Source organism: Streptomyces sp. NPDC041205 (assembly GCF_055591765.1).
In genome coordinates this window covers 119463-136020 of sequence record NZ_JBVIZH010000005.1, presented here as the reverse complement: position 1 = coordinate 136020, position 16558 = coordinate 119463, and the positions used below count along the sequence as shown (strand labels likewise).

Here is a 16558-nt window from a genome sequence, read left to right as displayed (position 1 = left end):
TCTCCGCGCGTAGAGCCTTGTGGCACAAGGGGTGCGAGCGCCCGCGGAGGGCCGGAATCGGCCCCTACTAAGCTAGGGGTCATGGCGAAGTGGACACCCAAGCACGAGGCGCCGGAGCCCCTGGAGGGCCCGATCGTCGCCACCATCACCGGCGGCACGATCCTCTGGTTCGCCCTCTTCGTCGTGCAGCTGCCGTTCTACGGCTGGTTCGACGACCGCGACATCACCTGGTGGGTGTGGACCTGCCTCGCCGGTGGCGGCCTCGGCCTGATCGGCATCTGGTACGTCCGCTCGCGCGACGCGGCGATCAAGCGGGCGCGGGCCGACGCCTCGGACAGCGCCTGAACGGACGGTTCCGGCCCGGTGTAATCCGTCGGCAGTACGGCATACGACCTGAGGGCAAACCCCGTCCTACCGAGGTCGGATCTTTCCGGTACTCAAGGGGTGAACCCCCCGCTCCCCCCGTACCGTCGTCTGCATGACGCATATCGACGCGGGCGCCGAGCTGGACCCGGTCCACCCGGTGGCGCCGCCGACGGCACGGGCCACCGGCCTCACGGCGGCCGAGGTCGCCGAGCGGGTCGCCCGCGGCGAGATCAACGACGTACCCGTCCGCAGCAGCCGCTCCACCACCGAGATCGTCCGCGCCAACGTCTTCACCCGCTTCAACGCCATCATCGGCGTGCTCTGGGTGATCATGCTGTTCGTGGCGCCGATCCAGGACAGCCTCTTCGGCTTCGTGATCGTCGCCAACACCGGCATCGGCATCATCCAGGAACTGCGCGCCAAGAAGACCCTCGACGGGCTCGCCGTCATCGGCGAGGCCAAGCCCACGGTCCGGCGCGACGGCGTGGCCGCGGAGATCTCCACCTCCGAGATCGTCCTCGGCGACCTGGTGGAGCTCGGCCCCGGCGACAAGATCGTGGTCGACGGCGAGACGGTCGAGGCCGACGGCCTCGAAGTCGACGAGTCCCTGCTCACCGGCGAGGCCGACCCGGTCCTGAAGAAGCCCGGCGACAAGATGATGTCGGGCTCGTTCGTGGTCGCGGGCGGCGGCGCGTTCACCGCCACGAAGGTGGGCCGCGAGGCGTACGCGGCGCAGCTCGCCGAAGAGGCGAGCCGCTTCACGCTCGTCCACTCCGAACTGCGCTCGGGCATCTCCACGATCCTCAAGTACGTGACGTGGCTGATGATCCCGACCTCGATCGGCCTGATCATCTCCCAGCTGGTCGTCAAGGACGACAACTTCAAGGAGTCCATCGCCTACACGGTCGGCGGCATCGTCCCGATGATCCCCGAGGGCCTGGTCCTGCTGACCTCCGTGGCCTTCGCGATCGGCGTGATCCGCCTCGGCCGCAAGCAGTGCCTGGTGCAGGAACTCCCCGCCATCGAGGGCCTCGCGCGCGTCGACACCGTCTGCCTCGACAAGACGGGCACGCTCACCGAGGGCGGCATGGACGTCACCGAGCTGCGCCCCCTGAACGGCTCCGACGAGAGTCACGTACGCAAGGTTCTCGGCGCCCTCGGCGAGTCCGACCCGCGCCCCAACGCGTCCCTCCAGGCCATCATCGACGCCTACCCCGACAGCGACGAGTGGCGCTGCACGGAGTCGCTGCCGTTCTCCTCCGCCCGCAAGTACAGCGGCGCCAGCTTCAGCGAGGGCGACGGCGAGAACTCCACCTGGCTGCTCGGCGCCCCCGACGTGCTGCTCCCCACCGGCGACCCGGCCCTCGACGAGATCGAGGAACTCAACCACCAGGGCCTGCGCGTGCTGCTCCTGGCCCGCGCCGCGGGCGACCTGGACGCCCCGGACATCGCGGCCGGGGCCCACCCCACCGCCCTCGTCGTCCTCGAACAGCGACTGCGCCCCGACGCCGCGGACACCCTGCGGTACTTCGAGGAGCAGAACGTCCAGGCGAAGGTCATCTCGGGCGACAACGCGGTCTCCGTCAGCGCCGTCGCGGGCAAGCTCGGCCTGCCCGGCGCCGAGAACACCGTCGACGCCCGGCAGCTCCCCACCGACCAGGACGAGATGGCCGAGGCCCTGGACGCCAACTCCGTCTTCGGGCGCGTCACCCCGCAGCAGAAGCGGGACATGGTCGGCGCGCTGCAGTCCAAGGGCCACACGGTCGCGATGACCGGCGACGGCGTGAACGACGTCCTCGCCCTGAAGGACGCGGACATCGGCGTCTCCATGGGCTCGGGCTCCGAGGCGACCCGCGCGGTCGCCCAGATCGTCCTCCTGAACAACAGCTTCGCGACGCTGCCGTCGGTGGTCGCGGAGGGCCGCCGCGTCATCGGCAACATCACACGCGTGGCGACCCTCTTCCTCGTCAAGACGGTCTACTCCGTAGTCATCGCCCTGCTGGTGGTCTGCTCCCAGGTGGAGTACCTCTTCCTGCCCCGCCACCTGACCCTGCTCTCCACCCTCACCATCGGCGTCCCGGCGTTCTTCCTCGCCCTGGCCCCCAACAAGGAGCGCGCGAAACCGCACTTCGTCCGCCGGGTCATGCGCTACGCCCTGCCGGGCGGCATCATCGCGGCGGTCGCCACCTTCGCCACGTACCTCCTGGCCCGCCACCACTACACCGGCGAGGGCGCCCGCGAGGCCGAGACCAGCGCGGCCACGCTGGCCCTGTTCCTGGTGTCGTTGTGGGTCCTCGCGATCATCGCCCGCCCCTACACCTGGTGGCGCATCGCCCTGGTCGCCGCCATGGGCTTCGCCTTCCTGCTCGTCCTCGTCATCCCCTGGCTCCAGGACTTCTTCGCCCTGAAGCTGGTCGGCACGACGATGCCGTGGGCGGCGGTCGCGATCGCGGCGGTCGCGGCGGCGGCGATCGAGTTCGCCTTCCGCTGGGTCGACCGCCGCTTCGCGGCGTAAGGCCGGCCCCTGGGCCTTGGGCGGTTCTTCCCCGCGGGCCGGTGGGGGCTTGTCGCGCGGTTCCCCGCGCCCCTTTTGGGGGCGCGGGGCTCAGCGTACGTCGACGGAGTCCCCGGTCGACGTGACGGCCGGGGTCGTCGACGTACCCGCGAAGACATAGCGGAAGGTGCCGTCGGCCGACGCCTTCACCGTCGTCTTCAGGTTGCCCTTCGTGTCGGACGCGACCGTCTTGACGGTCGTGTAGGACGCGGCGCCCTTCTTCTTGAACTGCAGCTTCACCGGCTGCTGGGTGTAACCCGCGTACTTCTTCGTGCCCCAGTTGGCGCGGGTCAGGGCACCGGCCACCGTGATGGTCCTGCCCTTCTTCACCGGCTCCGGGGAGGCGTTGACCGTGAGCTTCGCGGCGCGTTGGAGGCGGACCTTCATGGGGTACGAGTCGACGACGGTCATGTCGTCGTCCTCGGCGCGCGCGTAGGCGAAGACCTTCCAGTCGTCGGCCAGGGAGTTCTTCTTGAGGTTCTTCTTCGGGTCGGCGATGACGGTGCCCGTGCATGTGGCGGTCTTCCCGTTCACCTCGGCACACGCCAGACCCGAGGCCTCGTCGAAGAACAACTCACCGTCCTTGTCGGCGAAGTTCCGACCGTGCCACAGCGCGGCGGCCGCCACCTCGATCCCGGACGGGTCGGTCGCGGTGACCGAGACCTTGAACTTCTTGGCGGAGGTGCCGACCACGACGTCCTTGCCGCCGTTCACCACGACCTTGGTGATCTCGACGTCGCCGTCGGCCTCGTCCGCGTGTGCGGCCGGAACGGCGAGGACGGAGAGGGCCAGAGCGCCGGTCAGCGCGCTCACAGTGGCACGTATGCGCATGCGATTCCCCAACTGGAAAGCGGGGCCCCACGTGCATGGATCGTCACGCGGGGCCCCGGTGATCGAGGAGCCTGTTGGCTCTCAAGATCAGACATGCGACAGGCATCACTGGTTGTACGCAGCCGCTTCACCGGCTGCGCACGACTCGCGATGGGTCAGGTGCCGTCAGCGGACGTCGACGGCGTCGCCCGCGGACGTCACGGCCGGGGTCGTGGACGTACCCGCGAAGACGTAACGGAAGGTGCCGTCCACCGACGCCTTCACCGTGGTCTTCAGGCTGCCCTTGCTGCCCGACTTCACCGTCTTGACCGTGGAGTAGGCGCTCGCGCCCTTCTTCTTGAACTGCAGCTTCACCGGCTGCTGGGTGTAGCCCGCGTACTTGTTGGTGTCCCAGTTGGCGCGGGTCAGGGCACCGGCCACCGTGATGGTCCTGCCCTTCTTCACCGGCTCCGGGGACGCGTTGACCGTGAGCTTCGCGGCGCGCTTGACGCCGACGGTCTTGTACGTCTCCTTGATGGCGTGGTCCTCGGCGCTGCCCTTGGCCAGCAGGCCGGCCATCACCTTCCACCGGCCCGCGTTGTTGTTCGCGAGCTTGCTCGGGGAGGCGACGAGGGTGAGCTCGCAGGTGCCGGTGGTCGCGTCGACCTGGGTGCACTTGGCGTCGTTCCCCGGGGCCAGGACGGCCGTCAGGTGCCCGGGCTCGAACTTCGAGCCGCGCCACAGGATGGCCATGCCGTCCTTGATCCCCTTCGGGTCGGTGCCCGTGACGGTGACCGTGATCTTCTTGCTGGACGTGCCGACCACGATGTCCTTGTCGCCGTTCACGACGACCTTCGTGATCTTGGTGTCGCCCTGGACCGAGTCGGCGGCCTGCGCGGCCGGGACGGCGAGGGCGGACAGGGCGAGGGCGCCGGAGACGGCGATGACGGTGGCACGGGTACGCATGATGTTCCTCAAGTGGTGCGGGCCCCGCGGCGCGCCGGGGTGGCTGCGCCGCGGGGCGGGGGTGAACTGGGGGCCTGCCGGAGGGCTTCGGTCAGCGGACGTCGATGGCGTCGCCCGCGGACGTCACGGCAGGGGTCGTGGACGTACCCGCGAAGACGTAGCGGAAGGTGCCGTCGACCGACGCCTTCACCGTCGTCTTCAGGCTGCCCTTGCTGTCCGACTTCACCGTCTTCACGGTGGAGTAGGACGAAGCGCCCTTCTTCTTGAACTGGAGCTGCACCGGCTGCTGGGTGTAGCCCGCGTACTTCTTCGTGTCCCAGTTGGCGCGGGTCAGGGCGCCCGAAACCGTGATGGTCCTGCCCTTCTTCACCGGCTCCGGGGACGCGTTCACCGTCAGGCGGGACGCGCGCTTCAGGCGGACGTCCGACTTGAGGCCCGTCGGCTTGACCAGCTCGTTGTCGTTGTTCCGCACGGCCGCGTAGACGTTCCAGCGGACGCCCGCGCCGACGTTGCCGAGCCGCGCCGGGTCGGCGGTGACGTTGAGCGTGCAGGTGGAGGTGGTGTCGTCCACCTGCACGCAGGTGGGGTTGTACTCGGCCTCGGTCGCCGGGGTGATCAGGGCGGCCGTGTCCAGGTCCGGGCCGAGCCACAGGAAGCCGCTGGAGACCTTGATGCCGACCGGGTCGCTGGCCGTGATGGCGAGCGAGAACTTCTTCTTCGCGGTGGTGCCGATCACGACGTCCTTGCCACCGTTGACGGTGACGTCCTTGACGGTGACGTCGGCCGCGGCACGGCGCGCGCCCTGGGCACCCACGGCGTCCCCGGCGTCGGCGACGGCAGCGGACGGCTTGGGGGCGGCCGGCTCGTCACCCGCGTGGGCGGCCGGAACAGCGAGAGCGGACAGAGCCAGGGTGCCGGACACAGCGGCGACAGCGGCACGGATACGCATGGTGTTTTCCCCAGGTGGAGAAGGGGGCCGCGCGATGTTGAAGCCCGCTCGCGAAGTCCCGGTGATCTAGGAGTCTGATTGACTCGGCAGATCAGACCCACAACCCTGGCCAGAGGTTGTACGAGGGGTGCCGCCCCACCCCGGCCGGTCCCCAGGGCATGTCCGATGTGTCGCCCCGCCCCCTAGTCGAACCACCGATCCCGAGCCAGCTCCTCCGTGCGCGACGGGTCCTCCAGGAGCGCCGCCACCTCGAACCGCCGCGGCCACTGCCGGGCCGCCCACGCGAGGCCCGCGGCCACGCCCTCCACGGTCGCCGCGTGCACGACCCCGTCGGGGGTGCGGCGCCACTCCAGGTCGACGCCGTCGGCGACCAGCTCCTCGTGCTCCCGGTACGTCGCCGGGGTCGCGGGACCGAGCAGCACCCGCACGGACTCCGGCACCTCGTGCTCCACCCCGCCCTCGGGGTCGACCTCCGCCGCCACCCACTCGCTCAGGCGCCGCACCTGGAACAGCTCCGCCAGGTCGGCCGCCCGGGACGGGGCGACGGGGAGCAGCGGCACGCCGGAGGCGAACGGCAGCAGGTCGGGCGCGTCGGCGACGACCGCGTCCGCCGCGTCGACGATCACGATCTCGCCCGCGTCGCCGTCCGGGCCGCCGCCCAGGACCGCCCGCACCTCGTCCGGCAGCGTCACCTGCTCAGGGTCGAGGTCCGCGAGCGCCCCGTACAGCGCGTGCAGTTGGGCCGCGGAAACAGTCCGCTCCGGGTCCGCGAGCCGGTCGAGCAACTCGGCAGCGCCGCCCGGCTCCGCGAGCAGCGAGCCGACCGACGTCCGCACGCCGAGCGCCCGCAGCACCTGCTCGTCGTCGAACCCGGACGCGTCGGCGTCGTCGTACAGGCCGTCGAGCAGCGGGTCACCACCCGCCGCCCGCAGACCCGCGGGGCGCCGCCCGCCGAGCACCGGGTGGCCGCGCAGCCACCACGCCGTGTACGACCGCACGCTCTCCGTCGTGCCGTCCGGAAGGAGCACCCGCACCGGCTGGGTCAGCGCGTCGCGCAGCGGCGGCCGGGACAGCAGGGCGAGGGCCCGCGGCCAGGCGTCGTCGTCGACGAGGTCGAGGTCGCGCACGGCGACGACCTCCGTGGCGACCGGCGGCACCGGCGTGTCCGGCAGCCGGTCGATGATGTCCTCGCACCACACGTCGACGGCGTCGAGCAGCCCCGCGTCGTCGGGCTCCGCGAAGTCCCCGTCGCGGGGCTCCAGTTCGTCGGGGTCGAGGACCACGTCGGTGGCCCGTACGAGCGCGAACGAGGCGAGCACCCCGCACGCGGCGAGCGGCTGCTCGCCCCAACGCTCCGCCAAGTCGGCGTCCACCCCGGCGAGTTCACCCTCCCGCATGACCGACTCGAACGCGCTGCCGGGCAGCACCAGCTCCCCGGCGGGCGCCAGTTCACCGTCCTCGTCGGGCAGGGCGAGCGCCCCGAGCCAGGGCTCGTCACCGGGCGCGAGATCCGCGTCCCGTACCAGGGTGAGGACCAGGTCGGCCAGCTCCTCGGCGTCCAGGGCCCCGTCACCGCCGGGTCCGTCGCCGTACCAGCTGTCGTCGTCCAGGGACGCCGCGACGGCCGCCCGCACCTGCGGGGTCGTCAGGACCGCGCGGGGCGTGGCGGGCAGGGCGCCCAGCTTCTCCAGGAGCGGATGGGCGGCGTCGGCGTGCGCGACCTTCAGGCCGATCCTGGCGAGGGCCGCGGAACCGCTCCCGTCGGCGGTGCCGGTGCCCGGCGCGGGCAGCAGGACCTGGCGGGGGCCGATGGTGGTGCGGCCGTCGGCGAGCGGCACCGGCAGGCCCGAGAGCCGGTCCGGGTCGACCCCGGCGAGGGTGTCGTAAAGACGCCGCCACCAGGACGGCTCCCGCTCCAGACCGGCGAGCCGGTCCACGGCCTCGGTCAGCGGGACGCGGGCGACGCCGAGCGTACGCAGCTCGCCGCGCCGCTCAAGGCCCGCGGGCAGCAGGCTGGGCAGCACCTCGGCGAGGACCCGCACGGTGTCGGCGCCCGCGCCCTCCACCACCTCCGCGTCGCGCGGCCGCAGCGTCTCGGGCACGGCGGCGGCCTCCGCGTCCAGCCACTCGTCACCGCCGGCGTCGCCGTCCGTCCGCGCGGGCGGCACGGCGGGAGGAAGGAACGCGGTGCGCGGCAGCCGGTCGAGTACGGCGCCCCGCAGCGCCCCGTCCAGCTCGCTCTGGCCGAGCGGACCCGGCACCAGGCCGATGACGCCCTCGGTCACCGGCCGCCAGGCGGCGAGGAGTTCGGCGTACGCGTCCGCCGCGCGCTCCACCAGGAAGTCCGTGAGCGGGCCCGGCGCGGCGTGGCGGCGGCTGGTGTCCAGCGGGAACGAGGCGATGAGCAGGGCGGGTACGCCGAGGGGCTCGTCGCTGGGGGTGGGCGCGTGCACGACCGCGCTCGTCCGCGGCCGCTCCGGGGCGCCGTCCGGGCCCGCGGGCACGGCCCACGTCAGATGCCAGTACGGGCGCTGCCGCTCCTCGACGGGCCGGTCCACGAGCAGCTCGGGGGCCAGCGTGCCCTGGCGGCTGACGGTACGCCAGCGGGTCGTGCCGTCGCGGCTGTCCTGTACGACGGTGTACGGGCCGTCGGCCGCGCGGCGCATCGTGCGGGTCGGGCCGCCCGGCACCGTGACGGTGACCTCGTCGAGGCCCGGCAGGGCCAGCAGCAGCGCGTCGTCGACGCCCTCCAGGAGGCGGGCCACCAGGTCCTGCGCGGCGGCGTCCCGCAACGGCAGGATGACGACGGTGTCGTACCCGTCCGGGGCGGTGCCCTCCGCGGGCAGCGGCAGCCGCAACAGCGGTACGTGGCCGTCCCTGCGCCGGATCTCGTCCCCGAGGCCCGGGCTGAACCTGGCCGTCTCGGCGGCCAGTTCGCGGGCCTCCCCGAGCGAGAACCGGACGCCGCCGGTGCGGCCGACGACGGCGGGGGCGTCGGAGACGGCGAGGACGGCGGCGAAGCCCACGCCGAAGCGGCCGGTCGTCCGCCTGGGGGCGGGGTCCTCGTGGGCCTGGTCGGCCTGCTGTCCGTTCGGGCGGTCCAGACGGTTGTCGTCGCGGTCCTCCCGCTTCGCGGAGGCCCGCAGGGTGGACAGCGACTCGACGCCCGTCGCGTCCAGGGGGGCGCCCGTGTTCGCCGCCGCGAGCACTCCGTCCTGGAGGGTCAGGGCCAGACGGCCCGGTACGCCCGCCCGGGCGGCGGCGTCCGAGGCGTTCTGGGCGAGTTCCACGACCAGGCGGTCACGGTAGCCGCCGAGAGCCATGTCCTCCTCGGCGTTCGCGTCCTCGCGGAACCGGGCCGGGCTCGCCGCCCAGGCCTCCAGGACTGAGCGGCGCAGGCGGGCGGTGCCGAACGGGTCGGTGCCCTCGTCGGCCGGCCGCACGGTCTTGCTCACGTGGTCGCTCTCCCTCTGCCTGCGGACGCGGGGCCTGCGGCCGCGGGCTGTGGTCGTGGTGGTGGTCGTCGTCGGGGGGCGACGGTATCGCGTCCCGCTGGGGGGTGGATCTCGGGTGCGCCGCGCTGCGCGCAGCGTGCGTCCCACCCGCCCACCCGTTCACCCCGAACATCCCGTTCAGGAGCTTCGCGTGCGGGCCCGGTGGGTGGGTACACCGCGCTGCGCGCGGTGCCTGCCCCACCCGCCCACCCGTTTGCCCGGCACATCAAAGCCGGCGAGCTTCGCGTGCGGCCCGGCGGTCAATTCCCACCGCGCTGCGCGCGGCGGCGCGCCCACCCGTCACTCGGAACCGGACGTTGGGGGCAAACGGGTGGGCGGGCGGGGAAAGCGCCGCGCGCAGCGCGGTGTAACACCCACCGACCCGCACGCAAAGCTCCCCAGCCTTGATGTTCGGGGTGAACGGGTGGGCGGGCGGGGACAAAGCACCGCGCGCAGCGCGGTGTAACACCCACCGACCCGCACGCGAAGCTCCCCAGCCTTGACGTTCGGGGTGAACGGGTGGGCGGGCGGGGACAAAGCACCGCGCGCAGCGCGGTGTAACACCCACCGGCCCGCACGCGAAGGGGTGCCGGAACCCGGGCGTACCCGGAGTCCCAGGAACCGTAGAGGCTAGGAGTGGCCCAGGTCCTCGCCGGCACCCACCGGCAGCACCGAGCCGGAGTCCGGCGCGGGCCGCAGCGGCAGCACGTCGACCTTGGTCTCGTCGAGCACGGGCGGAGCCGGCCGCGGCGGCTTCGGCATGACGGCCGCCTCGGAGTGCCCCCCGCACCCGTACGAGAGGGACACCACCCGTCCGTCCGCAGGCCCGAACTCATTGGCGCACACCCCGAACGCCTGCCCGAGCGACCCCCCGATAGGCACGAGGAACCCACAGCTGACGCAGGGCGCGGGCGCGGCCTGCGCCATCGGGGTCTTCGGGCCGTACGCCTCCTCCCAGCGGTCGGCGGCGGTGTGCAGCCCGTACCGGGAGAGGACGCGGGCGCGCCGCAGCCCCAGTTCGTCGGCGATCGCCGCGAGCGACCCGCGGGCGGGCGCGACGGTGAGGTCGGCGGGCGACCCCGCGGTGACCTCGGCGTCCTCCGCCTCGACGCGCTCGGCCATGTCCTCGGACAGGACGGAGTTGGGCGGCGGCTCGTCCTCGCCGGAGTAACCGGGTTCGAGCCGCAGGTCCTCCGCGTCGGTGGGCAGGAGGTCGCCGGGACCCATGTCGCCGGGCCGCAGCCGCTCGCTCCAGGGCACCCACTCGGGGGCGAGGAGCGCGTCGGGTCCGGGCAGCAGGACGGTCTCGTCGAGGGTGACGACCTTCGCGCGGGAGGCGCGGGCGACGGTCACCGCCCAGCGCCAGCCCCGGTAGCCCAGTTCCTTGCACTCGAAGAGATGCGTGACGACGCGGTCGCCCTCGACGACGACCTCGACGTGCTCACCGACCACCCCCGGTGCGGCGGCCTCCTCGGCGGCGGCACGGGCCAGGCCGATCGCCTCGGCGCAGAGACGGTCGGGGGTGCGCGGGGTGCGCGGGGTACGGCTTCGCGTTGTCGCTGCGCTCACAAGTATCGCTTCTCTCCTACGCCGTCTCACGAGTGCGCCACTCTTACGCGGCGGCACGGACGGAGCGGACCAGTGGGCCGCGTCGACGTCCGCGCCCGACGTCACCGGGCGCACCTACGCCATCCATTCTGCGGGATGGCCTGCAGGCGCGCGGCCGAGGACTGCTGCCGCAGGCGCGTTACGCACGCTACCTTCTCCTGGCCCCTGGGCCCACACCGGCGTACCGGGCGCCTGCGCGGGGCCGGCCCCGCGCGGCCCCGTTTTCCGGGCCTGCGGCCCTCGTCCTCAAACGCCGGACGGGCTTTTTTCTCCCACCCACCCGCCCTCGCTGTCCGTACCTCGGCCAACAGCCCGGCACCTTCACCAGCCCGTCATGGGGGTACCCCTTGCTCCTTGAGAGCTTGGGGGAGTTCGAGGACGAGGCACGGAGCGCCGATCAGGGGGGTCCAGGGGGCGCGGCCCCCGGTTTCGGTGAAGGGGTGGGACTGGGGCGCCCCGTGAGGGCCACGAGTGGTTATCCCGCTACTCCACCCCCGGACGGGGCACTATGACTGGGTGACTGGCGTCAGGTCGTCGTCTCGGCGAGCGGGCATCCCGGGTGCGGCAACCCGCGCGGCCCGAGCGCTGGGCCGCGCCCTGCACCTCCCGTTCACCGGCACGGCGAAGGGCATCCGCAAGGCGACCCACGCCCACGGAGCGGGCGAGTCGGGCCTGGGAAAGCTGATCGAGCTGCACGCGGTGAACGGCGCGGGCGACGTGATGATCACGATCGCGCTGGCGTCGACGGTGTTCTTCTCGGTCCCGACGGACGAGGCAAGGGGCCGGGTCGCCCTGTACCTGGCGATCACGATGGCCCCGTTCACCCTCCTCGCCCCGGTCATCGGCCCCCTCCTGGACCGCCTCCCGCACGGCCGCCGCGCGGCGATGGCGGGCGCGATGCTGGCGCGGGCGGTGCTCGCGCTGACGCTGTCGGGCGCGGTGGTGACGGGCGGCCTGGAGCTGTATCCGGCGGCGCTGGGCGTCCTGGTGGCGTCGAAGGCGTACGGGGTCGTGCGCAGTGCCGTCGTGCCACGCCTGCTGCCACCAGGCTTCTCCCTGGTGAAGGCGAACTCCCGGGTGACCCTCAGCGGCCTCCTGGCCACGGGCGTGGCGGCACCGGTCGGCGCGGGCCTGCAGGCGCTGGGGCCGCGCTGGCCGCTGTACGGGGCGTTCGTGCTGTTCGTCGCGGGCACGGTCCTGTCGTTCACGCTGCCCCACAAGGTGGACTCGGCGAAGGGCGAGCACAAGGCGCTGCTGGTCGCCGACGAGGAGCATCTGCACCTGGCCCGCGCCCGGGACCGCGAGGACACCTCCCGCAGACGGCGTCTGGGGCTGCGTGCCGTCGGCCCGTCCGTGACGCACGGCCTCGTCGTGAACGCCGCGCAGCGCGGGCTCTCCGGGTTCCTCATCTTCTTCCTCGCCTTCCTGCTGCGCGAGCATCCGCTGGCCGGGCAGAGCGCGGCGGTGTCGCTGGGCATCGTGGGCGTGTCGGCGGGCGCGGGCAACGCGCTCGGTACGGCGGTCGGGGCGTGGCTGAAGGCCCGGGCCCCGGAGCTGATCATCGTGACGGTGGTGGCGGTCGTCCTGGGGGTGGCGGTGTGCGCGGCGCTGTTCGTCAGCCCGGCGGGCATCGCCGCGCTCGCGGCGGTCGCGGGCTTCGCGCAGGCGCTGTCGAAGCTGTCGCTGGACGCGCTGATCCAACGGGACGTACCGGAGGAGGTGCGGACGTCGGCGTTCGCGCGGTCCGAGACGCTGCTGCAGATGGCGTGGGTGGTGGGCGGCGGCATCGGCATCGCGCTGCCGCTCAACGGCACGCTGGGCCTGTGGGTCGCGGCGGGGATCATCGCGGTGGGCTGGGTGCCGACGGTGAAGGGGCTCCTCGCGGCGGCCCGCAGGGGCGGCGCACGACGCCCCCGCGTCGCCTGACGCCCGGCGCGAGTGGCGGCACGCCGCACCCACCTCGCAGTCGTCACCCCGGCGCCCGATAGCCTTCCGCCATGACCTTCCTGGTACCCCGCTCGGCGCGTCGCCGCCGCACCGTCGCCGCTCTCGGCGCCGCCTCCGCCGGACTTCTCGTCCTGTCGGCCTGTGACAAGCCGACGCCGCTGGCCACCGTGACGGTCGGCAGCGACTCCGTGCACTCCGAGGCGTCCTGCTACAACGACGGCAAGGAACTGACGGAGTCCGAGGTTCAGGACTGCCTGAAGGGCAAGAAGGACATCAAGTCCATCACCGTCGACCCCGACGAGAAGGTCCGCTTCGGCGTCGACCCGGAGATCGCCGACAAGGGCTGGACGCTCCTGATGAACGGCCGCCCGCTGACCGAGGCCAGCAAGAAGACGTACGTCGTCATCCCGGGCAGCGTGTTCTTCAACCAGCAGTACGGCGGCAGCGGCGACGCGACCACGGTGAGCCTCCTCGAGGGCGGCAAGGCCGAGGGCGGTGCCAAGGCCACCGGCCTGTGGTCGTTCAAGTTCAAGAAGGACTCGGACGCCTGACCGGGACCGCACCACGGACCCGGCCTCCGGGCCCGCGCGTCCTGATCGCCACCGCGGTCCCCGCCGAGCGGGACGCGGTGGCGTCCGGCCTGTCCCAGCAGCCCGACACCCCCGGCGGTGACCGCGACCCCGTCGTCGACCTCCTCGTCGCCGGGGTCGGACCCGCGGCCGCCGCTGCCGCCACCGGCCGCGCGCTCGCCCTCGCCTTCGCCGCCGACGCCCCCTACGACCTGGTGGTCTCCGCCGGTATCGGCGGCGGCTTCCAGCCCGGCGCCCCCGTCGGCTCCCTCGTCGTCGCCGACGCCGTCACCGCCGCCGACCTGGGCGCCGAGACGCCCGACGGGTTCCTGCCCGTCACCGACCTGGGCTTCGGCCGGGTCACCCACGTCCCCCCGCCCGCGCTCGTGAGCGCCCTGGCCGCCGCCACCGGCGCCGCGGTCGGCCCCGTCCTGACCGTCTCCACCGTGACCGGCTCCGCCGCCCGCGCCGACGCGCTGCGCGCCCGCCACGCCGGTGTCCTCGCCGAGGCCATGGAGGGCTTCGGGGTCGCCGAGGCCGCCGCCCTGTACGGGCTTCCCGTCCTGGAGGTCCGCGCCGTGTCCAACCCGGTGGGCCCCCGCGACCGGGACGCCTGGCGGATCGGGGCCGCGCTCGCCGCGCTGACCGGCGCCTTCGGGAAGTTCACGCCCGTACTCGGGAAGCTCACGCCCGTACTGGAGAGTTGGAACAGGCATGACTGACGCCCCGCCCCGGTCCCTGAAGATCGCCTACTCGCCCTGCCCGAACGACACCTTCGTCTTCGACGCGTGGGCGCACGGGCGGGTGCCGGGCGCCCCCGAACTCGACGTCACCTTCGCCGACATCGACATCACCAACGGCATGGCCGAGCGCGGCTCCGCCGGGTTCGACGTCCTGAAGGTGTCGTACGCCGTCCTGCCCTACGTCCTCGACGAGTACGCGCTGCTGCCGTGCGGTGGGGCGCTCGGGCGGGGGTGCGGGCCGCTCGTGCTGACCCGGGAGGCGGGAGCCGACTTGAGCGGGAAGACCGTCGCCGTCCCCAGCGAGAAGTCGACCGCCTATCTCCTCTTCCGGCTCTGGGCCGCGGACGTCCTGCCCGGCGGGGTCGGGGAGATCGTCGTCCTGCCCTTCCACCAGATCATGCCCGCCGTGCGGGACGGGAAGGTGGACGCGGGGCTCGTCATCCACGAGGCGCGGTTCACGTATCAGGACTACGGGTTGCACAAGCTCGCGGACATGGGGGAGCACTGGGAGGCCGTCACGGGGCTGCCCATTCCGCTCGGGGCGATCATCGCTCGGCGGGCGCTCGGGGAGGACGTCCTGCGGGGGCTTGCCGCTGCCGCCCGCACTTCCGTGCGGATGGCCTGGGACGATCCTGAGGCGTCCCGGGCCTATGTCCGTGAGCACGCCCAGGAGATGGATCCCGCCGTCGCCGATCAGCACATCGGGCTCTACGTCAACGAATTCACCGCCGACCTCGGCGAGGACGGCTACGCAGCCGTCCGGGGGCTCCTCACGCGGGCGGCCGCGGAGGGCCTCGTGCCCGCGCTGCGCCCCGGGGCGCTGGCGTTTCCGTGAGGGGTGGGGTGCCCTGCCGGGGGCTCCCCAAGCCCGCCCCTTCCCGATCCTGGGGGCTCCGCCCCCAGACCCCCGCTCCTCAATCGCCGGACGGGCTGGAAAATCCAGCCCGTCCGGCGATTGAGGACGAGGCGCGAAGCGCCGATCAGCGGGGGTCCAGGGGGCGGCAGCCCCCGGTTTCGGAGAAGGGGCGGGGTTGGGGAACTACACGTCCAACTGGTCGGCCACCGCGCGGAGGAGGCCCGCGATCTTCGCGCCCGAGGCCTTGTCCGGGTAGCGCCCCTTTTCCAGCATCGGCGTGATGTTTTCGAGCAGAGTCGTCAAATCCTGGACGATGGACGCCAGTTCGTCCGGCTTGCGCCGCTGCGCCGCGGCGACGGACGGCGTCGGGTCGAGCAACGTCACGGAAAGAGCCTGATCCCCCCGCTGCCCGGCGACCACGCCGAATTCCACGCGCTGGCCGGGCTTGAGGGTGTCGACGCCGTCGGGCAGTACGGAGGAATGCACGAAGACGTCGCCGCCGTCGTCGCGGGAGAGAAAGCCAAAGCCCTTCTCGCTGTTGAACCACTTGACCTTGCCGGTAGGCACGTGAAGTCCTCGTCCTCGTACTCGTCGTCGTACTCGTCTGTGCCGCGACGCGTTCCGGCGGACGGGTCGGTCCGGCCCGCCGGGCGTAAACGGCTCTGGATAGCAGTACAGCGGGTCGCCCCGACCCGCCGGATCCAAGACTATTGGTCCCCGGGCCGGTGACAAGACGTCCCCGGTTTCTTCCTACGCGCTGGGAACTACCCTGGTCCGGTGCGTGACAAAACCCAAGCGAATTCCACCGGACCGGGCGACGGCCTCGTACGGATTGGCGCGATCGTTTTCTTCGTCGGCGCCGTGGCCACACTGGTCACGGTGGCACCGCTGTTCCTCGGCGGCGACACTTTCCCACCCATCGCGTACGCGGTCTGCATGCTGATGGGGGTGGGCTTCCTCATCGCGGGCGCGGGCGTGCTGCGCGGTATCGCGGTGCAGCGGCGTCAGGCCAGGTCGGCGACGGAGCCGTCCGCCCGGTAGGCCGCGAGCCAGGCGGGGAACAGGGTCAGGTCGTCGAGTACGACGTCCGCGCCCGCCGCGCGCAGTTCCGCTGCGTCACACGGCCCGGTCGCCACCGCTACGGACAGCGCGCCCGCCGTACGCGCGCCGCGTACGTCGCCGGTGTGGTCGCCGACGTACACCGACGCCCCGTGCTCGGTCAGCGCCTCCGCCTTCTTCTCCGCCCACAGGTCGCCTATGACCGCGTCCACGTCGATGGCCAGATGCTTCAGATGGAGCTTCGCGTTCGGCTCGAACTTGGCGGTCACGACCAGGGCGCGGCCGCCCGCCGCGTGCACCGCGTCGACGGCCTCGCGGGCTCCGGGCAGCGCGGGCGTCGCGGTGATCGCGTATGTGGGATACATCTCACGGTAGAGCGTGGCCACGGCGGCGACACGATCGGCTGGAAACCAGTGCTTCAACTCCTCCTCAAGCGGCGGTCCGAGCCGGGTGATCGTCAGGTCCGCGTCGATGTACGTCCCCGTACGCGCGGCGAGCTCCAGGTAACAGGCGTGGATGCCGGGCCGGGAGTCGATCAGCGTCATGTCGAGGTCGAAGCCGACGGTGAGGGGGGCGGTGGTCCGGTCGGTCCGTGAGGTCATGGGGCCATTGTGCCGAGGCCCGCGGATCCCCGGCG

14 protein-coding genes are annotated in these 16558 nt (G+C 72.7%); 7 read left to right on the top strand and 7 right to left on the bottom strand.

The genetic code is table 11. The features are described 5' to 3' along the window. The first annotated feature begins 81 nt into the window (after positions 1-81). Positions 82-345 carry a DUF2530 domain-containing protein gene (locus ACZ6BG_RS23150; RefSeq protein ID WP_469004399.1) on the top strand — a complete coding sequence of 88 codons (264 nt, stop codon included), beginning with the start codon at positions 82-84 and terminating at the stop codon, positions 343-345. 133 nt (positions 346-478) lie between these two features. After that, positions 479-2881 (top strand): cation-translocating P-type ATPase, encoded by a 2403-nt coding sequence (locus tag ACZ6BG_RS23145; protein WP_469004397.1) that lies wholly within the window; start codon positions 479-481, stop codon positions 2879-2881. Between the two features lie 90 nt (positions 2882-2971). Here the strand turns inward: ACZ6BG_RS23145 and ACZ6BG_RS23140 are convergent, their stop codons facing one another. From ACZ6BG_RS23140 to ACZ6BG_RS23120, 5 genes are all read right to left on the bottom strand, one after another. Beyond that, complete coding sequence (locus ACZ6BG_RS23140) at positions 2972-3751, bottom strand: calcium-binding protein (RefSeq protein WP_469004395.1); 780 nt, start codon at positions 3749-3751, stop codon at positions 2972-2974. Positions 3752-3916: 165 nt separating this feature from the next. Then, entirely contained in the window at positions 3917-4696 is a 780-nt protein-coding gene (locus ACZ6BG_RS23135) for a DUF5707 domain-containing protein (RefSeq protein WP_469004393.1), read from the bottom strand. A gap of 91 nt (positions 4697-4787) precedes the next feature. Then, positions 4788-5645 carry a calcium-binding protein gene (locus ACZ6BG_RS23130; RefSeq protein WP_469004389.1) on the bottom strand — a complete coding sequence of 286 codons (858 nt, stop codon included), beginning with the start codon at positions 5643-5645 and terminating at the stop codon, positions 4788-4790. 182 nt (positions 5646-5827) lie between these two features. Next, positions 5828-9100: a sacsin N-terminal ATP-binding-like domain-containing protein gene (locus ACZ6BG_RS23125; protein WP_469004387.1), complete on the bottom strand. Its 3273-nt coding sequence runs from the start codon at positions 9098-9100 to the stop codon at positions 5828-5830. 669 nt (positions 9101-9769) lie between these two features. Next, entirely contained in the window at positions 9770-10708 is a 939-nt protein-coding gene (locus ACZ6BG_RS23120) for a DUF3027 domain-containing protein (protein WP_469004384.1), read from the bottom strand. Positions 10709-11299: 591 nt separating this feature from the next. On the opposite strand from ACZ6BG_RS23120, the gene ACZ6BG_RS23115 reads away from it, so the two are divergent. From ACZ6BG_RS23115 to ACZ6BG_RS23100, 4 genes are all read left to right on the top strand, one after another. Continuing rightward, positions 11300-12673 (top strand): MFS transporter, encoded by a 1374-nt coding sequence (locus ACZ6BG_RS23115; protein ID WP_469005221.1) that lies wholly within the window; start codon positions 11300-11302, stop codon positions 12671-12673. 71 nt (positions 12674-12744) lie between these two features. Further along, complete coding sequence (locus tag ACZ6BG_RS23110) at positions 12745-13245, top strand: DUF2771 domain-containing protein (RefSeq protein WP_469004382.1); 501 nt, start codon at positions 12745-12747, stop codon at positions 13243-13245. Further along, a complete protein-coding gene (locus ACZ6BG_RS23105) occupies positions 13209-13985 on the top strand; it encodes a futalosine hydrolase (RefSeq protein ID WP_469004380.1) in 777 nt (258 codons plus the stop codon). Before ACZ6BG_RS23110 ends, ACZ6BG_RS23105 begins: the two co-directional genes overlap by 37 nt. Further along, entirely contained in the window at positions 13978-14841 is an 864-nt protein-coding gene (locus ACZ6BG_RS23100; protein WP_469004378.1) for a 1,4-dihydroxy-6-naphthoate synthase, read from the top strand. The genes ACZ6BG_RS23105 and ACZ6BG_RS23100 overlap by 8 nt, the downstream gene beginning before the upstream one ends. 204 nt (positions 14842-15045) lie before the next feature. Here ACZ6BG_RS23100 and ACZ6BG_RS23095 read toward each other — a convergent pair whose 3' ends face one another. Continuing rightward, positions 15046-15429 carry a cold-shock protein gene (locus tag ACZ6BG_RS23095; RefSeq protein ID WP_030363393.1) on the bottom strand — a complete coding sequence of 128 codons (384 nt, stop codon included), beginning with the start codon at positions 15427-15429 and terminating at the stop codon, positions 15046-15048. Between the two features lie 210 nt (positions 15430-15639). On the opposite strand from ACZ6BG_RS23095, the gene ACZ6BG_RS23090 reads away from it, so the two are divergent. Beyond that, the gene (locus ACZ6BG_RS23090; RefSeq protein ID WP_380846252.1) at positions 15640-15903 is read left to right on the top strand and encodes a hypothetical protein; all 264 of its coding nucleotides are present in this window, start codon (positions 15640-15642) and stop codon (positions 15901-15903) included. On the opposite strand, the gene ACZ6BG_RS23085 is transcribed toward ACZ6BG_RS23090, so the two are convergent. After that, complete coding sequence (locus ACZ6BG_RS23085; protein WP_469004375.1) at positions 15867-16523, bottom strand: HAD family hydrolase; 657 nt, start codon at positions 16521-16523, stop codon at positions 15867-15869. The genes ACZ6BG_RS23090 and ACZ6BG_RS23085 overlap by 37 nt on opposite strands. Positions 16524-16558 lie beyond the last annotated feature (35 nt).